The following is a 23282-nucleotide window of genomic DNA, read 5'->3' as shown; positions in this document are numbered from 1 at the left end:
CCAGCAGAGAGATACTAAGATTAAGGAGCCTTTTCATATTATCAATCTAAAACGAACAAACCTGATTGGAAGCAATGATTCCGAATGGATATACACCTCAGATGATGTACATGAATGTTACTCAAAAAGATGTCTCATAAATAAAGTGCGATTTTACAGGTTCATAAACCTTGGTTTTTGAACCTGGTCAATAAGGGGAAAAAAGAAGCCAGGGATATCATCCAGAGCTTTCAATCTTACCACACCAGCTGATTTATTTATCAACTACAATATTAGACAGGTAATCCCACAGAATCGCTTCGGACCTACTATAATCATCTCCGTTGCGAGACGTCACAGCCATTACCATGTCATAATACGGATCAATCCAGAGTATCTGTCCACCGAAACCAGCAGCATAATAGATATCTGATTTATTTAGCAGACCTGATACCACCATTCTGTTTGAATAGCTCCACCAGTGGTAACCATAATTTGTCCAGATATTCATTGCACTCAAACTATCAGTTGAAATATTCACCCATTCTGTAGGAATCACTTGAAGTGAATCCAGAGAACCCTGATCCAGGAAAAGTTGTCCGAATTTTGCCATGTCTAAGGCTGTGAGCCTAAGGCCAAATCCACCATTGCTGACAGATTCGTTCATTGCTGACCAGGACCATTCCATAATTTCCAAATGATTGAATAAGTTTTCAGCTGCAAAATCACTGGCTGACTGGCCCGTGCATTTAGTAAGAATTATTGACAGCAACTGGCTGAGACCTGTGTTGTAATTGGTTTTTGTTCCAGGTTGGGCGATAACGGGTCGATCCAGGACAAATTGTATTTTATCTTCAGCTTGATTCCATAAGTTGTAAATATTAGCGTTATCGGAGTAAGGCAAATCCAATTCATTCCATTCAAAACCTGCTGACATCCCCAGCAAATGTCTAATTGTAATCTGTTCTTTCCACGCATTCATATTTTGGATATCATCGTATTCCTTGAAGTAGTTCAACATGGGTTCATCCAGTGATTCAATTTGTCCTTGAGAGAGGGCTATCCCGAACAGAGCTGATAAGACGCTTTTTGTCACAGAATACATTGTCTGCTGCTCAGATTGGGAAGCGCCGTTGAAATATTCCTCCAGGACAAGCTGATTGTTGCGCATGATAACAAGACTCTTGATCTGGCCATAGGTGCCGGCATCAATATCATCCACCAGCCATTCCAATGCCTTCCCGTTTAAACCCTGGACTTCAGCGGAGGGGTAGTTGGATTGATGATCGTCAAATGATTCAGTGCATGAGCTGATAAATGCGGCAAGGATCAATCCTGAAAAAATGAGGGTATAAGTCTTAGCAGATGCTCTGAAACACATATTTTTGGGACTGGTAATCACAATAGATCCCATTTAATTCCGAATGATGGCAGCAAACCCAACCAATTATTTGTTTCATAGCGCTGGATGGAGATTTCGGGTTCATCCGAGCCGTCAGGTTCTGAAACTATGACACCATTATATAAATATTTTCGAGGGTTATAAGTGTTCAAAACATTCCTGATTTCGATAAAACCTGTTAATCGGCCATGTTTAGTTTGGAATGAACGATTAATCCGCAGGTCTGCTCGATTATAAGCCGGAAACCTCTCGGTATATAATGGTCCGGGACCTAATCGCCAATCCCAGCTGCCATTCCCAGATAAATGGAGATCAATCACTTCGGGTAAGGTATATGGCCAGCCTGTGTGATATTGCCAGGCCAAATTGAAACGCCACTTGACATTTGGTGTCCATGATAAATCACAGTAGACAGTATGCAGTTGATCATTGAAGCGGGGTATCCAATGACCTTCGATTCTTTCACGGGTTTTTGAGAGTGTATAGCTAAACCAGTAGTTAAAAGCATGGCCATTTTCACGGCTCAAATAGAACTCAAGTCCAAGGGCTTCTCCACCCTCTGGTTCCAGGCGAACACGATCTTCATCTACCATGGGAATGGGTCTTAAGGTACTCTCTCCCCAGGTAATATAATGAGGGCGTAATCCAGTTAGTACTTTCTGGTATGCCTCTACTCTTAGCAGGTTGCCTCCTGATAATTCATGTTCAAAACCGATTACCCGGTGTTCTGATCTTTCAGCGGGGTAAAACTCAGAATCACCATATAGACCAAGACCTTGTGTAAGACTTTGAGTTTGATAATAATACCCCCAGCCCAGGCGAATTGACGAATTGCCAGCTAGATTATAAACGAGATTGATCCGGGGACTCCAGTTACTATCGTTGGTCCAGTTGCTTTGATCATATCTCAGACCAATTTCCACAGCAACCGGATCCCCAAGACGAAAACGATCTGCCAGATATCCGCTAAATTCAATTCCATTTCTCAGACTATATCTGGATTCAATGTTATAACCACTGGTAAAATATGTATCCAAAAGCCCCTTGATAACCCAGTCGCGGTGATAGTAGTTGATATGCGAGCTATAGTTCTTTGCATCATACCCACACCTCAGAAGATGATTATCAGAAACGTTTAAGGTCCAATCCTGTTTCAGGCCAAAGAAATGGAGAACTCTTTGATCCATAACATTTAGAACTGAATCCCTCTCATCTTTGTCATCTGTGTTGGTCGCATTCATGAATAGTTTATCCCCGTAGCCCCCGCTGGATACCAATGTTCTGGATTTCAGATCACTATTCCATTGACTTAATAGTGTCAGCCAGGTATAGCTGTTGTCGTTGCGAGTCTTGAATTCAAGGGGATCAATAACGCCATCCCATCGATCGAATGCCATAAGAATGTGTGCTGACAAACTATGCCTGGGATTGAGACTATAATGAAGCTTACCCAGAATGTCATAGTAAACAGGAGCATCTACATCTTGATCTATCCCCTGGAGCAACAGATCAATGTATCCCCTGCGAGCGACAAGTGTCCATTGACCTCGACCTTGAGCGAAACTGTTTTCAGAAATAAAGCGGGTGTTCAGGAAGCTGATTGCTATAGAAGTACGCTTCCGATGGGGCTGAGTCGTGATGGTTTTCAAACTGAATACTCCGCTAAGCCGGTTACCATAATCAGCCGGGAAAGCACCGGTCATCATTTCGATTCCACGGATTGCTTCCACATCAATAAAGCTCAAAAATCCATCCTGTATCTTCAGGTGGAATGGATTAAATATTTCCATGCCATCAATTAGGACAAGGGTTTCATTCTGTTGGCCACCCCGGATGTAAAAACCAGCTGCGATGTCGTTACTGGAGATTCCTGGTAAACGAGAAATGGCTCGATATATATCTTCACCCAATTGTGGAAAACTGTGGATTTCTTCAGCTGAGAGGCTATGTCTGCTGCTAGGGATTTTCTCAAGCATTGAGAAATGTCCTGGTGAGACTACGATCTCATCAAGTGAAATAACATTTTGCTCCAACACAAATTCTATCTCGATATATGAATCGCCATCTGAAACGATTCCGCTGATTTGAGCAGGCTCATAACCCATCATAGTGGCCACAACTTTATGCCTACCTGGTTGAACTTGAGTGATCTCAAATCGACCAGCCTGATTGGTCACTGCACCCAAATAAGTATCTGATAGTATGAGATTCACTCCTGGAAGGGGATCACCAGTTTTACTATCAGTTACAATCCCCTGGATCGATCCAGATGTGAAGCCAGGGACTGGAGTTAACAGTTCAGGTAACTTTTCCGGTATGATATTGGTGGCTTGAAGTGTTTGAGCTTCTACATGCCCGGTCAAATTGGCACTGATTAGGAAAACGACAGCAACAGATATATTTAAGTTTAAATACATGATAGGTGGTGTTTCATTGACGCATTTTCAATCCTGATCACCAAGCTATGGTTCAGGTCGAGTATATCGATTGGATAAATTTAGTTTTATATATCAAATCCGCGGTTGTGTTTCGTTGAGTGGAAAAATGATACGAATAAGGGTTGAATTGCCCTGTAACTGGTAACCACCACTCCAAGAGTTCGTGTTAATCTCTTTAGGCTTTTACTCCACGAATAATTCTTTCATTGTGTTAACAATTCCATGGCATGTTCAAGCTGGTTGTCAATACCAAGTTGCGCTCCCTGATCATCTTGAGTAATTCGGGTGTCAGGTGGAATACCATTCCATTCAATTGGTACGCCATCGTATCTAGATGTACTGGTTGTCGGGACAATAATCAATTTGCCACTGGGGAGATAGTATTCCTTACTCAGTAGAGTCCCGTCAAACCCACTATTCCCACCCCCTGCCGTAGTGTCTCCAACAAGTGTAACATTGGGTAGCTGCTTCATAACTTCTGAAAAGAGTTCTCCCATGCTGAAAGTAGCTCCATTAATTAGCAGGACCACTGCATTGGTATACCTGTATTTGGAATAATCCGGTTCAAGCGGAGGGTCATCATAAGGAACACCCCCTCTCAGTGAACCCTGGAGAAATTCTAGAGGTGATTCAATGAATCTGCTGGTGATAATTCTCATATTGTCCGTCTCGCCACCATCATTATTGCGGACATCAATGATGAGACCGCCTGTGTCTTTAACATGATCCATCACATCGTCTAAATCTTCCATGAGATAGTCATAATCGAAGGTCGAGAGGTAAATGTATCCAATATTCCCAGGTAAGATACAGTATTCCATTTTTTCACGACCTGCAAGAATGAGCTCTTCATCAACATATCCTCTTATAAGCTCCGGGCTATAAGTGTGTCTGTCTCTCATCATTCTATATGATTTATATGGATAGACCAAACCACCCCCATCTGTCTGGAAATAGATATGCGGATCTTTAAGTTCCTTAAGCAAATCATTGAGTATCTGGTAAATTTCGTCACCCCTTGCTAACTCAGCTTCAGGTCTGAACTTTTGGTAAACTGAATCCCAATCAATACCTTTCTCTTCAAGCAGTGGATAAAACTCATCTACGCGTTGCCAGGCAGATTCGAAATCAGCTACATTCCCATTTGATTCAGCTGGTTTTACAATGAAACCTTCGCAAGCAACCACTAGGAGAATGAGAAACGCTAATAATATGGGGAGTACAGGTTTTATTTTCGAAAACTCCTTAGAAATTATACTTCAGGTCAACTGTGACATTGTCACTGGCAGAAAGGATAGGTCCCACTCCTGAAGTCTTAGAAATTGAAATTTGTAGACGAACCTGGCTGAAATATTTTCTGATACCTCATACAGAAGTCCAACATTAGTTGTCACTTTTAAGGCAGAAAGTGGATGAAGAATCCCCAGTGGTTCCTCATCACTTCCAGTAAAATCCACCATTCTTAACCCCACTGAGACTAAACTGACCCTTACTCCACCAACTACCCAAAGTTTATCAGCAATGGGGTAATAATGCATAGAATTCGCAGCTAATGAAAACATACTGAAGAACGAGAAAGAAGCATTTAATCCGTTACCAGCTACTTTTTGATCAAAAAATATGGTGTAAAATTCAAGTGATGGGCCAAGATAGGTGAGTAATTTTGGAAAAGCTTTAAGAATCCTGTTATTCCGATGGAACTTATCGAAAAACAATGAGAATTCAGTGATATCAGCTCTCATATTATAATTCATAATGTCTGATGAATGACGATGGTGCAGGCCGAGGGCATAGCCGTCACTATTGTCAGTCTGTGACCATGTGACGCTGAAATAAGGAATTTTGCCAGAGTAGGAGGATAAAAATAATCAGAATTCTGATTAAATGAATAAGCTGGGGTTACCAGGGAGAAACACACCGCATGAGATAAGTATTTATTAAGCAAAATAATCCTCCGAATATCAGTCAACTGATGTAGACAAGTTAATATATAGTGGCGTATCAAATCTGTTTTTAATATTCGCTAAAAGATCAAATAGGAAGTTAACTGGTTATGGAAATCAACCTCGTCATTATTAGATATTTAGAATTTAAGATTGAAGATTAATGGTGATCTTCCAGTGATTCTCACCAAGTCATCACCACCTGGTGGACTGTACACTAGAATTCACATATCAGCATCGATGTGCCTATCCTCCATCATGGCTCTAATAGTGAAGAAGAATTAATGTCAAAGGGATTCTATTCAAGCTCCATAGTGAGAAACAATTGCATCACCTGAGTGTTCGACTAAACTATGAGCCTTATGCAGACAGCATCCATTTCGAGAAACACAACCATATTGAGGAAAACCATTTTCCCGCTGCTTTTTATGTTTCTCTCATTCGGTGATTGGCACCTCCATGCTGAATCAGCTCATCCTTGCGATACAACCCACTCAGCTGTGGACACAGATATGAAATGGCACCCACATGGAACCTGTGAAGAGACAGAAACGAATGTCAGTCATGATGACCTGAGCGGGCTGCTCTTAGCCTCAAAGTATGATCAGATGGATGTTTGTGAACCAGCAAATGCAATTCACTCTTCTCCGAATAATTTGATCCATTTGGAAAATGGTCATGATTGCCGTACTCCCCTGTTCTTTCATACTCGGCTGAGTCTTTCCACTGTTATGCTCATTTAGAACCAATCCTCTATACACTTAATCAACTAGAAATTTAACCCCTCTACATAAGGAGGGATAAGATGTACAAACGTATAATCTTATTCACGATAGCTATTTCTATCGTCTATTCGCAACAGGAACTCAGTTTCCAGGATGCATTTCAACGGAGACTTGAAGTAGATAGTGGTCTTCAGGCATTAGGTCACCAACGAATTGGCTTGAATCTAAGTAAAGAACTATCTCAGGCCTTGGCCCCAACTGAATTTGAATCTGTCTTTGAAAATTTTGGACAAGACGAGATCGAATTCTCAGCAAAGCAGGTCTTTGAAGCACCATCCATAAGAAGAAATCGGCTATCCTTGATTGATGCAGAGGTGGGGCTCATCGAAAATGACACTCGTACCTATCAAGATGAGATTCACTATCAGATCAGCATGTATTTCCTTGAAGCAGTGCATTGGAACAAACGTATCGCATTGGCTGAAGAGCGGCTTGTTCTTATGGAGCAAACACTAGACTGGCAAAATCATCAATTCGATGAAGGTGCTCTCTCAGAATCGGAACTCATAAGAAGTCGACTGGAGATTGCTCGACTCGAAGCTGACCTGTCGCAGATCAAAACATCCACTGAGCGGTTCACCATGGAACTGAGCACCTATCTGGATACTGCACTTACACCATTGGTTCTTCCCACAGTGCTGCCTGATCCACCAACAAAGCGTGTAATTGAAGAGGCCTGGGAGCAACGCTCAGCATCTCCAAGAATCCGCGAAAAGCAAGCCCATATCAACACCTTGAAGGCGATGAAAGCAGCATCCGAAACACCCCTGGTCAGTTCCTATGCCATTTCAGCGGGTATGAAGATTCTACCTGAGCTCAATCAACGCATCCCAATGATGGGTATATCAATTGAGTCACCTTTGTTTACGAAGCGGAGGGTTTCTGTAAAACTCCGTGAACATGAACTGCGTGCCGGCATGAATGAACTTGATAACCTCTCCTCCCAACTTGAAATCGCCAGAGAAAGATGGATAAGCAGGTGGCTAATCACTGAACAGCGGTTGTCAAGTCTAAGGGCATCTCTCATCCCTGAGGCAAGCCAGTTGTATAAGCGAATTGAGACAGAGTATAGAGCGGGAGCACGACCCTACCTGGAGGTATTGGATGCACAATCTCTCCTTACTGATCTTCAAGAAAATGCCATGACACTTGAAATGGAGCAAGGTTCACTCCTTTTTGAATTAAGCCTAACACTGGGAATTAAGATCTATGAATTCTAATAAATATTACCTCATCCTTTCTTTCATACTCATTTCTACTCTATTGCTGGAGTGCAAGGGAGATATTGAGGAACATGATGACCATTCCGTTCACATAGAGACTACACTTGATAGCGTTCCATCCGAATCTCATGATGAGCATGAAGATGAAATAATGGTTGAACTTTCCGCTCCCGAGATTGAGAAGGCTGGCATCACGTTCATAGATGTTGTCACTGGTAAGATACCAGGAACCAGAAGGCTGTACGGCGAGATCCGTTTAAACGAAGACCAGGTGATCCATAAATATCCCAAGTACCCAGGTATTGTTCGAAATGTTCGCGGAAATATTGGTGACAGAGTTTTGGAAGGGGATACCCTGGCTCTCATCTTCAATACAAATACGCTAAGCATTTACCCCGTAATCGCAGCTCAATCTGGTGAAGTTCTGGAGAAACATGCAGTTGTTGGAGAATTTACAGATGGGTCAGAGCCACTCATGATTATAGGAGACCTTCGTACAGTATGGGTTGATCTACACGCCTTCGAAAAGGATATGCCACTCCTCAAAAAAGGTCAGGTACTTACTCTAAAATCAATCGATGGCGATGAGCAAATCCAAACGACCATTCGATATATAAAACCGGTCATGGATTCTATCACACGGACAAATATTGTGCGCTGTATTCTCAGAAATACATCTGGTACCTGGAACCCAGGTAGACTTGTTTATGCTGAAGCGGCTTACGATCATGATGGAGAAGAGGTGCTGGTTGTTCCAGAAAGTTGTATTCAAACCTATGAATCAGAGCATGTTGTCTTTATGCCAGTGTCTGATACTGAGTTTGAGGTTGTCAGTGTTGAGGTGGGTCAACGAGGCGGGGGTTTGATCGACATCCAAAGCGGACTGAAGATAGGTGATCGGATTGTATCCACTGGGTCATTCTTCCTGAAGTCTGAATTGGTGACTTCCTCCCTGTCCGGTCACGCTGGCCATGGGCATTAGGGGATAACTCATGCAATTTCTGATGAAACAGAATGTACTCATTTTCCTTTTAATTGGTCTCATCCTGGGATTTGGGATATGGGAGTACACCCATTTGCCCAAAGATGCTTTTCCTGATATCTCCCCCGTGATGGTACCAATCTTCGCTGAGGGACATGGAATGGCGCCGGAAGAAATCGAACGTCTTATCACATACCCTATTGAAAGTTCAATGAATGGGCTACCTGGCGTGACCCTGGTTAAATCTACTTCAGCTTTTGGAATGGCTGTCATTTATGTCTATTTCTCTGATGATACAGATATCTATTTCGCCCGCCAGTTGGTAAATCAAAGACTGAACTCCGCCATGGAAGATCTTCCTGACCTTGAAGAAGCGCCAACATTAGGTCCCATTAGCTCGGGTTTAGGCGAGGTATTCATGTATTACCTCACGCTTGATGAAGGCTTAGCCCATCTCGAAGGGAAAGATCCAGGGGCATACCTGCGCGAGATCAACGATTGGCAGGTCAAGTACCAACTCCAAACCGTACCCGGAGTCACTGAGATTCTCTCAATGGGTGGGCATGTCCTCCAGTACCAGGTTAAGCTTAATCCACTGAATATGCTTGAATATGATATTTCAATAGATGACGTTGTCTCAGCAATTAGAGATAACAATCGGAATGTTGGTGGGCAGTTTCTTGTTGTTGGATCTGAGGAATATCTGATCCGCGGCGTAGGGTTACTGGAAGAACTTGAACAGATCGGCTCAATCCCATTGAAGGTCGAGAACAGTGTCCCAATTACGCTTGAGCACATTGCCGAAGTAGGATATGGAAACGAAACCCGTCGTGGTGTTGTCAGTATGGATGGCAGGCAAGAAGTAGTAGCAGGCATTGTCATCAAACTACTGGGGCAGAACTCCTCTGAAGTTATCGATGCATTGAAGGCGAAGTTGCCCGAGGTACAAAATGCCTTACCACAAGGGGTGCGGCTCATACCCTATTATGATCAATCCGAGTTGGTATCAAAGGCTACTGGAACGGTCATCAGTGCCCTGTTTCAAGCCGGCATCCTGGTTAACCTGATCCTGCTCCTCTTTCTCTGGAATTTCAGAACTGCGATTATCGTCGGTTTCAGTCTTCCCATTAGCGCCTTAGTCGGTGTCATTCTAATGGGTTGGCAGGGAATCTCCGCCAACCTCATGTCCTTTGGTGGTATCGCCATCGCCATCGGAATGCTCGGCGATGGATCCATTGTTGTGGTTGAGAGCATCTATCGGAAATTGCAATCCCTTGATACATCGGATAACGATAAACGCATCGGAGCAATCATTGAAGCCGTGAATGAGGTCCGTAAACCCATTCTGTTTTCAGTAGCGATTATCATCATGGTGTTTCTCCCCATATTCTCCCTCCAGGGTATCGAAGGAAAACTCTTTAGACCACTGGCTATCACCATCGTCTTCGCCTTGATCGGATCTCTCATTGCTGCCCTGGTTATTTCGCCGGTGTTATCGAGTATGATCATACGGAAGACTCGGCTAGTAGAGCCACGGTTCATGTCAGTGCTACGCAAGGGGTACAAAGCGCTACTCCTTACACTGACCAAAAGGAGTTGGATGATTGTCATCCCAGCAATTCTGCTTCTTTTTATCAGCCTTATGTTGGTTCCACGGTTAGGTACAGAATTCGTCCCCACGCTTGAAGAAGGCGCCATACAGGTAATTATTACCTCTGCTCCGTCTACGAGTCTTGAAACAATGACTGAACTTATCCAGCTCATGGAACGAGATGTTGTTCAATTTGACGAGGTGGAACATGCTATTACGAAGATTGGGCGTCCAGAGGCAGGTAGTCACCCCCATCCGGTCAACTTTGCTTCCATGCAGATCACATTGAAACCACAGGATCAGTGGACTCACAACAGTAAGGAAGATTTGGTCAATGGATTGGCGCAACAACTTGGCGAATATCCTGGAATTCAACTGAACTTTACCCAGCCCATTCAGAATCTATTCGACGAGTTGCTTTCTGGAGTACGCACCCAACTTGCAATAAAGATATACGGCGAGAATATTGATACTTTGCGTCGTTACGCAGAACTCACAGGGCAAGCTGTCTCTGGTATATCAGGTTTAGTAGATCTTGGGATTGAACAAAGCTGGGGACAACCGCAATATCGCATCACCCCAAACCGTGAAACCAGTAAGCGCTACGGTATCACTGTGAATCAGATCATGGAAGCTATCGAATTGGCTGTTGGTGGAGAGGTCGTCTCTCAGATATACAAGGAAACCCGACGCTTTGGCATCCATGTTCGCTTCCAGGAGCAGTTCAGGGACGATGTAAATGTTCTCGAGGGTATTCTTGTGCGTCGAACAAATGGATCCCTCATCCCCCTCCGTGAGGTTGCTACTGTGGAGTCGGTTCTTGGACCAGTGCAGATCAATCGAGAGAAAAACCAGCGTCGATGGACAGTGAATGCCAATATTAGGGGTAGAGATTTGGGGACAGTAGTATCAGATATACGCGAACGTTTGTCTGATGAAATCCGATTACCTGCAGGCTATACCATGGAGATAGGTGGTCAGTTCGAAAATCAGGAAAGGGCAATGCGTAGGTTAAGCTTCGTCATTCCTGTCGTTCTAATCCTGATTTTCGCCTTCCTGCTAATGGCCTTAGAATCTGTGAAAGAAGCTGCGTTGATTTACATCAGTATACCTCTATCTCTCATAGGAGGAATACTAGGGCTGTACTTTACAGGAGAATATCTGAGTGTACCAGCAGCCGTCGGATTCATTGCAGTATTTGGGATTGCAGTCCAAAATGGACTCGTCCTCATCAGCAACTTCCAGCGCCTCGAAGGAGAAGGACTTTCCAGGATGGAAGCAGCTTTACGAGGAGCAGAGATCAGACTGCGGCCAGTCCTCATGACGGCACTCACTACTATCTTTGGTTTGATCCCTTTAATGCTGGCCACTGGAATAGGATCGGAGATACAGAGACCCCTGGCAGTTGTGGTCGTATTTGGTCTATTTAGCTCAACGTTATTAACCCTGGGAATACTCCCAGTCCTCTACTCGCTGATGAATACAAAGCAGGTTAAATAATTTTATATTCATTACATATGGTGATTAAGTGTTCCCTGTATCTATCTGTTACACTGTTAGTTGCAGGGTTATGCTAAAGGGATTATAAACGAATCAGGCGCATCGGGATCAACTGGAAATCAGACCGTACATTTCCATACATCTAGGTACCGTTGAAGTGCTCTCGTATTGAATTGATCGTCGGCTGAATATTAAGAAATGAGGCGACCACCTCAGGATCAAATTCAATCCCAGATGCCTTCTTGATCTCATCCACTGCTTGATTTTCATCCCAGGCTTCTTTGTATGATCGCTTTGAACAGAGTGCATCGTAAACATCTGCCACAGCACAAATTCGAGCTGCTAGAGGAATTTCACTACCTTGCTTCCCGCTTCCCAACTTCACATCCTCATTTTCACCCTTCATATGACCAGGGTAACCGGATCCATCCCATTTCTCATGGTGATTGGAAGCGATTTCTGCAGACATTTCATCCAGGTCAGAAGTAGATTGTGTAAAAAGATTCCGACCATGAACAGTATGCAGCTTAATTTGATCAAATTCAGTTTCCGAGAGCCGGCCGGGCTTCTTCAAGATTGTATCTGAAACCCCCACTTTTCCTACATCATGCAACATGGCCGCAATTCGGATACGGTCCTTTATGCGTTTACGCTCAGCCTTTTCTATGCCGTGGGTTTGAGCCCAATTATCATAAATCTCTGCCGAATATGCTCCTACGCGTTGGACATGAGCTCCTGTCTCCGTGGGGTCACGCAATTCTGCCATTTTCACCATGCGTAAAACAACTTCCCTGGTGATAATTCCCTGTTCAATGGCAACGGAGGCATTGTTTGCAAATAGACCAAGATAATGTTCCATGGCCTTTGTGAATGGGATGACTTCTCCCAGATCATTTTTCGCATTTATGATTTGGATGACGCCAATCACTTTTCTCTGTGAACTCTTGATGGGTACGGTTAAGATGGATTTTGTGTGGTAGCCACTTCGAGTATCAAACCCAGAATTAAATGTGCAACTCAACCCTTCTGGCAGAGCATAGGCATCATCAATGCAAAGTGGTTTCCCTTCCTGGGCAACATACCCTACAATAGATAGGCCATTTATGGGGATGGTTTGGTTACTGTAAATCTTAATTCCATCACGTTGATCGGCAAAACTTTCGTTCTGGATATACTCAAAAACAAGGTCACCATCCTTAACAAGAAACAGGGTTCCTGCATCTGCATTGGATAACAGACGGCTCTCTTCCAGAATTCTATCCAGTATAGCATCCAGATCCTTAAGCTCATTGAGACGTTCAGATACTTTTAAAATGTGCTTTATTGTATCAAAGGGGTCTGTGATTTGATGTGGTTTTGATTCATTCATCGCTGGTTTGCCTTAATAGTCAATTTTGCCCCCCGAGGTAAATATACAATTGAAAGACTTCTACATGAGTTCCTGTTCGAATTATAAGTTACTCTACTTGTTCAGAAAACAAAGCTCCAGACATAGCCCGGGGCTATATAATGGCTGAATTAGCTCAAGTTATTTGAGAAATACTATTTTTATAGTCTGGTTAAAATCCGCTGCCTTTGGGCGAGCGAAATACACTCGCGTATTAACGGGATTGATTGATCCATCCCGTTCCACTGCACTTCATAATTACCAGGAGGTTTTTCAGCATCCTGGAGGGTCACAATCTCTTGCCCCCGAATATCGAAGATTGTCAGGTCAGGGATGATGATGAGCAATTGATTGGTGATCAATTAACCTTATGCCTAAAACCATTGCTATACAACTTCTCTAAGGACTGTGGCACAGTCGGTATCCCCTATATTGCTGGTGACGCCATCAATCTTTCACACAGCGAACAGAAAAACCATTTTCCTTCTCGCTCACACCTCTGTAGATACCTGAAATATCGGAAGACAAGAATCGTTCAATGGCACCACCATTTTCCACATCCTCCGTTGCCGACCAGAAGCTTGCATCGCGTCCCAATCTATAAAAACCAGGCTCTCCATCAATCCAACTACCCCCCCAACCCCACCAACCCTCAGAATATGAGTATCTACCGCCGGGTAAGGCTGAGAAACCACTAATATTGGTAGAACCCTCATCATCTTCCCAATGTATTGTGCCGGCTTCTTTCATGTAGTCGCCAGCCACGTCTTCACCACCCAGATTATCGATGAGCTCCTGCCATTCAGCATCTGTAGGTATATGCCATCCCTCAGGAGCTATGTTTCGGCTGTCTGAAACAGCATGCCAATTGTAAAGAGCTCCATATGTATCCAGTTCATCATTTGAATTGTTATTATAAATCCAATATATCCCAATTCCTGTTACCTCGTGACTGGTCGTATCGGTTGCATACTCAACTGAACTCCCATCACGGTATTTACTTACCCTTAGATTCTCTGCCATCCACCACTGGTCCCCGCTGCGGATAGTTTGATAGATGTTGCCATCTATATCCCTGACTGTGCTCCTTTCATAAAGGAGCGCAAAAACCTCATTAGAATAATCTGACTCCCCATAAGGACCTGTCGCTTTCACGAGATAGCTGTAAGTTTCATTCAGTGTCAATCCTGAATGGATATAGCTCGTGCTTCCTGCAGGCTCATTGGACAGAACCACATAATCTTCACCCCCAGCTTTGCATTCGACTATATAGCTATCCTCACTATCAGAGTTATCCCTCCAGGTGAGACTGAATGTGGTTTCATCATCTCGGAACAATGACAATTCGCTTGGACCCAAAAAATAAATTTGGACTGTTTGATTATTGCTCCATTCTGAATTTTTATACTGACTAATTGCTTTCACTCTATATACATAAGTTTGACCCATTGTCAGATTGGCGTCTATATGGCTTGTACTTCCTGAGGGTTTTTCGGCAAGAAGCATATAGTCTGCATCTCCAACCTTGCGCTCAATGATGAACCCGTCCTCATACTCTGATCTATCTTCCCATTCAAGTCTGATGGTTGTTTCATTGTCCTTGGTGACTGTCAAGTTTCTTGGGGGATCCATATTAAATACTAAAGTAGCAGTCCTTTCATAACTGTACTCCGAATCTCCCGCCTGGCTGGTTGCCTTAACCCGATAGCCATAGGTCTCATCGATAGTCAATCCAGAATCGATATGACTGGTACAATCCGCCGCCTTTTCAGCTAGAAGTGTATAACTTCCACTTCCAACCCGTCGCTCAACAATATACCCATCTTCACAGCCTGAGTTATCTGTCCAGGAGATGGAGTAAGTGGTCACCCCTTCCCTGGAAAGGTTCAGGGTAGCAGGTGCATTTAGCCAGGTTGAAAGCAATAGTTCATTACTCCATTCAGAATCATCATCCGCACCCGTTGCTTTTACCCGATAGGTGTAGCTATTATATAGTATTAGTGATGAATCAGTATGACTTGTACTTTTGGCAGGTTTGCTTGTTAGAAAAGTATAGTTCCCGTTACCCGTTTTGCGCTCAATAGTAAAACCGCCTTCTTGATCATTGTTCCTCTCCCACAGAAGTGTCACCGACTTTTCATTGTTTTTAATGTAAGTCAAATTTGTTGGTGCTAATAATTCGGTGGGTTCTTCACAGCTGATAAGCATTAATAATGCTGTTGATGCAATCAATCTCCGCTTCATAAATCACCCCTGTAATTGTTTCATGTTTACAATATCTTTACTCCTGCAAAAAGGACAAAGCCTACACCCAGTATACTTAACTTACTGAAGAGGGTCAGAAGGTTTAAATGCCCGATGAATTACTGAGTGGTACGGCTGTGCATCCTGTTCGCAAAACCCCCTACTGTTCTGAAAGATAAGGACACTTCGAGTTTCCGGCTAACACAGATGGAACCAATCCTTGCACGGAGGGAATATTTAGGGGTAAAATCAGGAATTCAGGAGCCAGAATTCAGAGTCGCCTGGAAGCGACGCATGCCCATCCCTGGGATACCTGTTCAAACCTAAACTCAATTGATTCTCCCCTATTTTTTGCCTATTTTGGGCATGAGACAACAGTCACTAAACCTTCCTCTAAGGGATCAGCGGGATGCGCAAATAAAACCCACTAAATAAGAAGCATTAAGCCAAACACATCTGGTTCAGTACTTACTGGTTTTACTCAGACCCTCGAGTTTGTAACTCGGGCTTGCACAAAATCGTTATCTACAAAGGATTTAGCATGTCTCATATATCAAGATCTCTTACTATACAGCATTTGAGCTTCAAATACCCCGAAGCCGTGGAAGCACTTTTCACTGATATAAGCATAGCCTTCTATACAGGCTGGACAGGAGTTGTGGGAGCCAACGGATGCGGGAAAAGCACCCTGCTTCACCTCATCAACCAAAGTTTAAAACCCGATTCAGGAGATATCAACGCTCCAGGAGATATCCAATCAGTTGAACAGCGTACTGATCATCATCCTCCCGGACTGCTCAGACTGTCAATGGCTGAAGATGCACAGATTTGGTCATGGAGGGCGAAATTGGCCATTCAGCCCGACTGGTTCAATAGATGGGGCAACCCTTAGCCATGGGGAAAGAAAGCGGCTCCAGTTAGCCCTGGCGCTCTCTCATGAGCCTGATGTACTCATCCTTGATGAACCTGATAACCACCTCGACATCAACACCAAAGAGATTCTCCTCAACACACTCAAAGCTTTTCAGGGAATCGGTCTCATTGTCAGTCATGATCGGCATCTGCTGGATACGCTTTGTGATCATACTCTTTTTCTTGAAAAGGGACATCCTGACATGCGCAAGGGTGGTTTTAGCTCAGCCAATCAGGAACTGGATCGTGAGCAGTTGGAGCATCAGAGGCAGAAGGCTGTGCTTCAAAAGGAAGCCAGGAAATTACGCCGTGAACTCCAACGTCGCTCTGAGGAGGTTACCCGAACAGCTGGCAGGCGGAGCCGAGGCTATCTGGCACGGGGAGATTCAGATGGACGGGCTAAGATCGGTATGGCCATCTATTCCGGCAAGGACAAGAAATCTGGTCGTCTCAAACAAACCTTGAGTGAGCGGGTCAACAAGGTGGAAGCCAGGAAAAGTGCAATATCAGTTCAAAAAGAGCATCGCAGTGGTATCCATCTGGGAGGCCGTGCAGGTCATAGGGAAGTCCTCATTGATGAGCCGGCTGGCAGTATCAGTCCCAGTAATTCTCTGACAATCTCATGGCCTGATCTCCTGCTTGAGCGCGGACAGTGCATTGCCATTACAGGAGCAAATGGTTCTGGAAAATCTATACTGGTAAACCATTTGATGCACAGATCCAGCTTGCCCAAATCAGACCTGCTGTACATGCCACAGGAAATTCCCATGACTGAGGGCAGCACTCTTCTTGAGACCCTAAAACAGCTCTCACATGATGAAATGGGTCAGGTTCTGACCATTGTGCGCCGTTTGGGCTCTGACCCTGAAGGCTTGCTCCACGGTGATATGATCAGTCCCGGTGAAAGTCGCAAATTGATGCTGGCACTGGGTATGTCCCGGGAGTGTTCACTCCTGGTGCTGGATGAACCCACCAACCATCTGGATCTACTGGCAATCACCTGTCTTGAGGAGGCTTTGCTGGAATGGGAAGGCAGCATTTTGCTGGTCAGTCACGATCGTCACCTGGTATCCAGGGTAGCGGAGACCGTCTGGTCTCTGGAATCTGAAAAATCAGGAAATAGCAGGTTATGGATCAAATCTCTTCTTTCACCATGAAGAGAGCCCCCATTATAGACAGGGGCTCATTAATTCTGGCAAGATAGGGAAACTCTTTACCTGAGATAGATCATCTTTATGACCTGCGAATAATCACCAGCCTGGATACGAGCAAAGTATACGCCTGTTTCCACAGATATCCCGTTTGAAGTTGTGCCCTTCCAGTGTGTCGAGTACGTTCCTGCTGCCTGATATGCGTTGACAAGGCCTTTTACCTCCCTACCTGTGATATCGTAAATATGGAGGGTGACATCTGAGGCAACGGGTAAGCTGTAATGAATCGTCGTTGTTGGATTAAATGGATTGGGATAGTTTTGGTCTAGAGAAAAACTCACAGGTAATTCACCCCAATTCCATGCAACCTGCTCTCCATTACCCTTATAGAGCACGCCACCTGATGAAATAATCCCCGATGCTATTTCTAATTGCGAGTTCACCGCCTCTGCAAGATCTTTAGCCATTTCATCATTTGCAGAATCACTATCTTCGATAAGGGTTGAAACAAATGTCAAAACATCCCCGGCAGTTTTGCCATCTTCGGTGACGATTTCGTATTGTGCTACTTTCAAGGATGCAAAATTGAAAACCAGTGCAGCGAGATGCTGCCTTGCCCTTTCAACCATTTGGACGTTACCTCTCACTGTAAGCATGGCTTGCCAATCTTCAAAAGTGTTACAATTAGCGAAAATCGCAAAATGGGGAGTATAAAATTGATAAATCTGGGCCATGTACGAGCTCAGATCATCGTAGCTTTCCTGAGCGTGACCTCTATTCTTAAGGTATACATCGAATTGATGCTTCCAATAGCCCTTACCTCTACAGGTATTTTGAACCACTACTCCAGCTAGCGTAAAATCCAGTGTATTGGTCATACCGGGTGCTAAGGATGTGATCTTTGGATTTTCATCTGCTACATAACCCAATGGTTCGACGATCATAACCTGATAGTCACCTGATTCTACTTCTCCAAATGAGTAAGTTCCTTCAACATCAGTGGATGTGAATAGCAACGGATAACCTTCAGAATCAAGAAGCTCAACCGCCACACCGGCAAGGCCTGTATCGTCAACGGCTATTGTACCAGCAATAGAGCCCGAGGAGAGGGCTTTTTTAGCAATATAGACTCCTTCACTGCCCTGTACATATTCAGCGCCCTGACCAGTCCAAACGATGTCTCCATTTTGATTGATGTGAGGATGGCTATTGGGTCGCCCATTACTGGTCAATTGGATTACCGTTTCACTGGTTGGAGAATACAGAAAAATCTCGTAATAATTTAGAGGATTACCTAACCAAACGATTTCTCCCAGATCATTAAATGTATGTTGATAGTACCACCAATCATCGTACTCATTATCTGTCAGTTGTGATGTGACACCTGCTGCCTGCTATTCATCTGTAGCGGGAGATGCTGGCAGGAGTTCGAAGAGGGGTTCTCCCTCGGCAAAAGTTGACTTGAATCTACCCTGCATGCGCCTGTCAATGATACCTGGGTCAATTTCTATTATTTCACATTCGGATTGAGTCACTTGAGATTCTCGGTAGACCTGATCTGAGATGAGAGCAACACTTCTATCCAATTCAGAATGTGCAGACCTGCACAGGGACTCAATGAGAGCGGCTTTGTTAATTTGATCCCCATAGATACAGGATCTAAAAATGTAAACATCGGCAATATGAGCCCCCAGGGCCATGGGAGTCGGGTAGCCTGTTTCAGCTATGTATTTATCCCAGTGACTCATGATGGTTAGAATACCATGAATTGCCGCTGTAGCGGTGGGAAAAGTCATGAAGTGGGCATCTCCAATGGTTGCTCGAATGGTCCCACCATTAGAATCACAGGCATGTCTGGCTATTTCTTCCATCTTGCCGATAACATTTTCCACATCGTCTATGGAGAATTTATCCTTGAAGCCGCTAAAAGAGCGTAGATCGGTGAATACCACAGCCTGCTCTTTAATAATTCTGGTCTTATGCCGCTGATCAATACGATAAATGCTTTCTTTATCGGATATCCCTTTCAGTTCAAAATCCTTTACAAAGGAATTTCCAATCTCAGCTTTGTTCAATACCAACCAAGCCGCATGACTGAGGTAAATTTCATTCGGCGGGGTGATGGATTCAATTCGAGCTGCCAGATTCACAGCATCGCCAAAAATATCACCTTCCTGGTGGAGAATGTCCCCAATGGTAATAGCAATCCGAATACTTAAGGTTTCAGTATCTGATAATCCGGCTTGTTCAACTCTGAATTCCTGCTGGATTTCGACGGCAGAGATGGCTGCTATGGTGACACTTGGGAAAATGATCCAGAAAGAATCCCCTTCCCCCTTGATAATCTTGCCATTGTTGCTGGAAACAACCTTTGAGATTAAATCCTTCTGGATTCTGAGTAGATCACTTAAGTCGGCCTGTGAGGCCACAGATACTCGACCGGTAAAATTCACCAGGTCTGTCTTCATGATTACCGTCGACTGCAAATTGTTCATGAATGCCCCCTATTTGTTTTGAAATTGTGAGAATGGAGTTCGAGATGGAGATTAATCTGTATCTGTGCGAGTGTGGAATTGCCATGAAATTAGCCTGGACAGCGCTACGATCCAAGTGAATCGGAGTGTGACCCATTGGCCCCAATAAAACAAAGCCCCAGACAACTGTCCAGGGCTTTCCTATCTTTATAATTGGTTCAGATTACTTGAGATACACCATTTTGATGGTCTGGCTGATCTCCCCTGCCTTTAGACGGCAGAAATACACACCTGTACTCACTGGATTGCCTGATCTATCCACACCATTCCACTGTACCTCATAATTGCCTGGTTGGATAAAACCATCCTGGAGTGAGACAACCTCTTGTCCCCTAACATCAAAGATAGTCAAGTTAACAGAGCTTGCCCCAGGCAACATGTACCCAATATTGACGGTAGGATTGAAGGGATTAGGATAGAAGTGACTAATACCTGGTGTCAGATCATGGGCAACGTTCTCCCCATCTATTCCAACATAGTCGATATCAAACCATTCCAGGAATCTCTGCATCAGGTCAGCGCGAATAGTTGGTCCCTCGTCCTCCAGGGATGCAATTGCTTCAAAGCCAAAAGCCAGGAATATGGTTTTATACCCATTCTGAATGGTGGTTGTACCAGCAGAGCGGTAATCCAACCGGGGATATTGAAAAAGCGTCTTTCCATGAGACATGCTGGTCACTACATCAGGACTGGTCTGATTATTAGCACCGAAGTGTGTGTTGATGCGAAATTGATCACTTGCCTCCATGATCTCGTGATCAGGGTTGCCAAAGGCATAGCGTGGATTGGTCGTGGTTTCCTCATCCAGAACTGCAGCACAATAATCACTTAAAAATGCTGCCTGGGTCTCATCCCCATCTGTGATATCCTGACCAGAGAGTAAAAGCCTACCCCCGTTATCCTGATAGGCAGAAAGAAGATCAATGACGGACTGAGTCAGAGGTGATTCACTATTACCGGTGAACCAAACGACTTGTGGCTTTGCCTGGAGCCAGTCTGAATCTGGCAATCCAAGCTGTAGAATATCCCATATGGCAAAGACGATATCATTGTCAATGAGGGCCTGACTATAGTAATCCTGAACATTACTGTCACCTGATAATGCTCCATCTGCGTCGATAAGGGCTACCTGCGGATCACCGATCCGCAATTCAAAGGTCAGCGTATCAATCGTTTCGGACGTGGCATTACCAACAGCTATCCGCATTGGAACCGTTCCACTCTCAAAGTCAGTTGCCATTGTAAATTCTAAGGGAGAGTTGGCGATCACAGATGCATTCACCTCAAGATCATCAAAGGTCATTTCAGGTGCTGTGAAAGTAAAAGCAGGGTTATCATCTATAACCGAGGCATAAATTCCAGTGGTCAGAACACCATAATTTATCAGTTCTATCCAGATCGATCCACTTTCTGATGGTGACAAAAATCCATCATCGTTCTCATCCGTGTAATTCATATGTTCAATGTACAGGTGTGGAAATGCTTCTACTATCTCAACTGAGGCAAAGATCGATGTATCTCCCTGGACAAAATTAAAAACTGCTACCTCAGTATTATTACCAGAGTAGTCCATGGATGAAGGATCGGTATGAAAATCAAAAAATTGATTCTCGGAACTTGCAGACCAGGGTTGTCCGGGATTCGTTCCACCCTCTTGACCATTGGCCGGTTCAAGATCAACAAGACGATGATCATCATTACTATTACTCCATTGGGAATTATCAACATGATAGATCAACAAACCTGTTCCCTCTAGATGCTGGTCTGTACCCTGGATCTGTCGATTCTCGATGAGGAAGTACTCACGTCCAACTTCAAGTTCCTGGGCAAACCGCGATTCCCAAGGATCAATCTCTCCTTCTGTCCACAATTTGAGTACATAACCAGTCTCAACTACTGGGGGAATGTCCACTGCGATAGCATTGGAGTCCAATACAACAGGGATAACCCATCCCAACATTTCTTTACACCAGGCTGACATATGGGCTGGACTACTGGCTGTCGTCCATGACCCACCAGCCATAAGACACCAGTTGCCTATTCCATCCGAGCTATAATCCGTGTCATAAAGATCAGGAAGACCCAAAGCATGTCCAAATTCATGTGAGAAAACACCTATCTCGATCAAGCTGCCATCACCGTTCTCTGCAGGTTGCATGATGTAGTCATCGACCAATATGGGGTTGCCATCAAAGCCAATATCATCGGTGACAAAACCATTATCGTTACCATCTACTGCACCGGAGTATCTCCAGCTGTGAGACCAAATTGCTGCCGCGCCAGTTTCTCCTCCCGTGCCAGAATGGACAAAGAAAACGACATCTGCTATTCCATCATCATCACCTGAATTGGGAATGCCATCATCGCCATCATTATCATACTGGGTGAAATCAATTTCCAGATCTGCAAGATCAAGGGTCTCTGTAAGAAATTGGCTTACACCTCCATCCCATCCATTATCTGTCCCACCGTAAACAAAACCTGTCTGGCTTAATTCGTACCAGCCATAAACTGATCCTGAGAGATGAAATTGTCCATAGGACATCTCTTCATAGTGCTCTGCCATCGTTATAGTTGACCAAGGACCATCAAAAAGTTCTGCCTGTAATGCCGTAGCTGTACCAGCCGGGTCGTTGGAATCGCTATATGAACCCAGGATCACCGGGAAACTCCCGTAAACATCTTCACGAAGATCACGAAGACTATGGATTGGCAACTCAAGATTACGCTGTTTAACACGCTGAATTTTTTGTGCAAATCCGCCTTGTCCATGGGATTCAGCCATGACCTGGGTCATTTGGATTACTCTTTCAGAAGCCACCTCACCTGGTTTTGCTGGCGCTGTTGCCATAATTGAGGTGATTCCCACGGTTAGGATCAAAATTATATTTTTATACATAGCTACTGGTTCCCTCGAGATTATGTGAAAAATTTTTTATTCCGGATGTCAATCATGATAATTTACCTCATGAAATCTAGCCCGGACATTGCTGAATCAAAGGTTTCAATATTTACAAGATTATTCCATCTTCAACCAGGGCTGATATTCAATCATGAATAAAAATAGCCCCGGACTTAAGAGGCTGTGTGAAAACGGGGGTCCAATAGAGGATACTTAGTTAGGGTTTCGATCCCGCGACTAGACAGATCATGCGTAACCTTTTGATAATAAACTAGATAAGTTGTATTTATTCTTGTTATTAATTGTAAA

At 44.1% G+C, this 23282-nt stretch carries 15 protein-coding genes; 6 read left to right on the top strand and 9 right to left on the bottom strand.

The annotated features are described in order from the left end of the window. Positions 1–253: 253 nt before the first annotated feature. The 4 genes from ISR87_11350 to ISR87_11335 form a co-directional block, all read right to left on the bottom strand. Complete coding sequence (locus ISR87_11350) at positions 254–1381, bottom strand: serine hydrolase (protein MBL7026043.1); 1128 nt, start codon at positions 1379–1381, stop codon at positions 254–256. Beyond that, positions 1378–3798 (bottom strand): TonB-dependent receptor, encoded by a 2421-nt coding sequence (locus ISR87_11345; GenBank protein MBL7026042.1) that lies wholly within the window; start codon positions 3796–3798, stop codon positions 1378–1380. The genes ISR87_11350 and ISR87_11345 overlap by 4 nt, the downstream gene beginning before the upstream one ends. Positions 3799–4022: 224 nt before the next feature. Beyond that, positions 4023–5006: a hypothetical protein gene (locus ISR87_11340; protein ID MBL7026041.1), complete on the bottom strand. Its 984-nt coding sequence runs from the start codon at positions 5004–5006 to the stop codon at positions 4023–4025. 72 nt (positions 5007–5078) lie between these two features. Further along, a complete protein-coding gene (locus ISR87_11335; GenBank protein ID MBL7026040.1) occupies positions 5079–5561 on the bottom strand; it encodes a hypothetical protein in 483 nt (160 codons plus the stop codon). Between the two features lie 563 nt (positions 5562–6124). Between ISR87_11335 and ISR87_11330 the strand changes: the two genes are divergently transcribed. From ISR87_11330 to ISR87_11315, 4 genes are all read left to right on the top strand, one after another. Continuing rightward, a complete protein-coding gene (locus tag ISR87_11330; protein MBL7026039.1) occupies positions 6125–6505 on the top strand; it encodes a hypothetical protein in 381 nt (126 codons plus the stop codon). Positions 6506–6567: 62 nt separating this feature from the next. After that, on the top strand, positions 6568–7767 hold the full coding sequence (locus ISR87_11325) for a TolC family protein (protein MBL7026038.1): 1200 nt from the start codon (positions 6568–6570) through the stop codon (positions 7765–7767). Further along, positions 7757–8752, top strand: a complete 996-nt coding sequence (locus ISR87_11320; GenBank protein MBL7026037.1) for an efflux RND transporter periplasmic adaptor subunit — start codon at positions 7757–7759, stop codon at positions 8750–8752. Before ISR87_11325 ends, ISR87_11320 begins: the two co-directional genes overlap by 11 nt. A 10-nt stretch (positions 8753–8762) precedes the next feature. Next, positions 8763–11843: an efflux RND transporter permease subunit gene (locus ISR87_11315; protein ID MBL7026036.1), complete on the top strand. Its 3081-nt coding sequence runs from the start codon at positions 8763–8765 to the stop codon at positions 11841–11843. A gap of 142 nt (positions 11844–11985) precedes the next feature. On the opposite strand, the gene ISR87_11310 is transcribed toward ISR87_11315, so the two are convergent. Then, on the bottom strand, positions 11986–13212 hold the full coding sequence (locus tag ISR87_11310; GenBank protein MBL7026035.1) for an HD domain-containing protein: 1227 nt from the start codon (positions 13210–13212) through the stop codon (positions 11986–11988). 465 nt (positions 13213–13677) lie between these two features. Beyond that, a complete protein-coding gene (locus ISR87_11305) occupies positions 13678–15474 on the bottom strand; it encodes a fibronectin type III domain-containing protein (GenBank protein ID MBL7026034.1) in 1797 nt (598 codons plus the stop codon). 541 nt (positions 15475–16015) lie between these two features. Between ISR87_11305 and ISR87_11300 the strand changes: the two genes are divergently transcribed. Both ISR87_11300 and ISR87_11295 read left to right on the top strand, forming a co-directional pair. Beyond that, the gene (locus ISR87_11300; protein MBL7026033.1) at positions 16016–16366 is read left to right on the top strand and encodes an ATP-binding cassette domain-containing protein; all 351 of its coding nucleotides are present in this window, start codon (positions 16016–16018) and stop codon (positions 16364–16366) included. After that, positions 16293–17543 (top strand): ABC-F family ATP-binding cassette domain-containing protein, encoded by a 1251-nt coding sequence (locus ISR87_11295; GenBank protein ID MBL7026032.1) that lies wholly within the window; start codon positions 16293–16295, stop codon positions 17541–17543. Before ISR87_11300 ends, ISR87_11295 begins: the two co-directional genes overlap by 74 nt. Positions 17544–17599: 56 nt before the next feature. On the opposite strand, the gene ISR87_11290 is transcribed toward ISR87_11295, so the two are convergent. From ISR87_11290 to ISR87_11280, 3 genes are all read right to left on the bottom strand, one after another. Further along, positions 17600–18769 carry a T9SS type A sorting domain-containing protein gene (locus ISR87_11290; protein ID MBL7026031.1) on the bottom strand — a complete coding sequence of 390 codons (1170 nt, stop codon included), beginning with the start codon at positions 18767–18769 and terminating at the stop codon, positions 17600–17602. A 162-nt stretch (positions 18770–18931) separates the two neighbouring features. After that, positions 18932–20032 (bottom strand): adenylate cyclase, encoded by a 1101-nt coding sequence (locus ISR87_11285; protein MBL7026030.1) that lies wholly within the window; start codon positions 20030–20032, stop codon positions 18932–18934. Positions 20033–20234: 202 nt separating this feature from the next. Beyond that, positions 20235–22970 carry a M6 family metalloprotease domain-containing protein gene (locus tag ISR87_11280; GenBank protein ID MBL7026029.1) on the bottom strand — a complete coding sequence of 912 codons (2736 nt, stop codon included), beginning with the start codon at positions 22968–22970 and terminating at the stop codon, positions 20235–20237. Positions 22971–23282: the final 312 nt, after the last annotated feature.

The organism is Candidatus Neomarinimicrobiota bacterium, assembly GCA_016784545.1.
In the GTDB taxonomy this organism is placed as follows: domain Bacteria; phylum Fidelibacterota; class UBA8477; order UBA8477; family JABMPR01; genus JABMPR01.
This window is presented reverse-complemented; position numbering and strand designations above follow the sequence as displayed.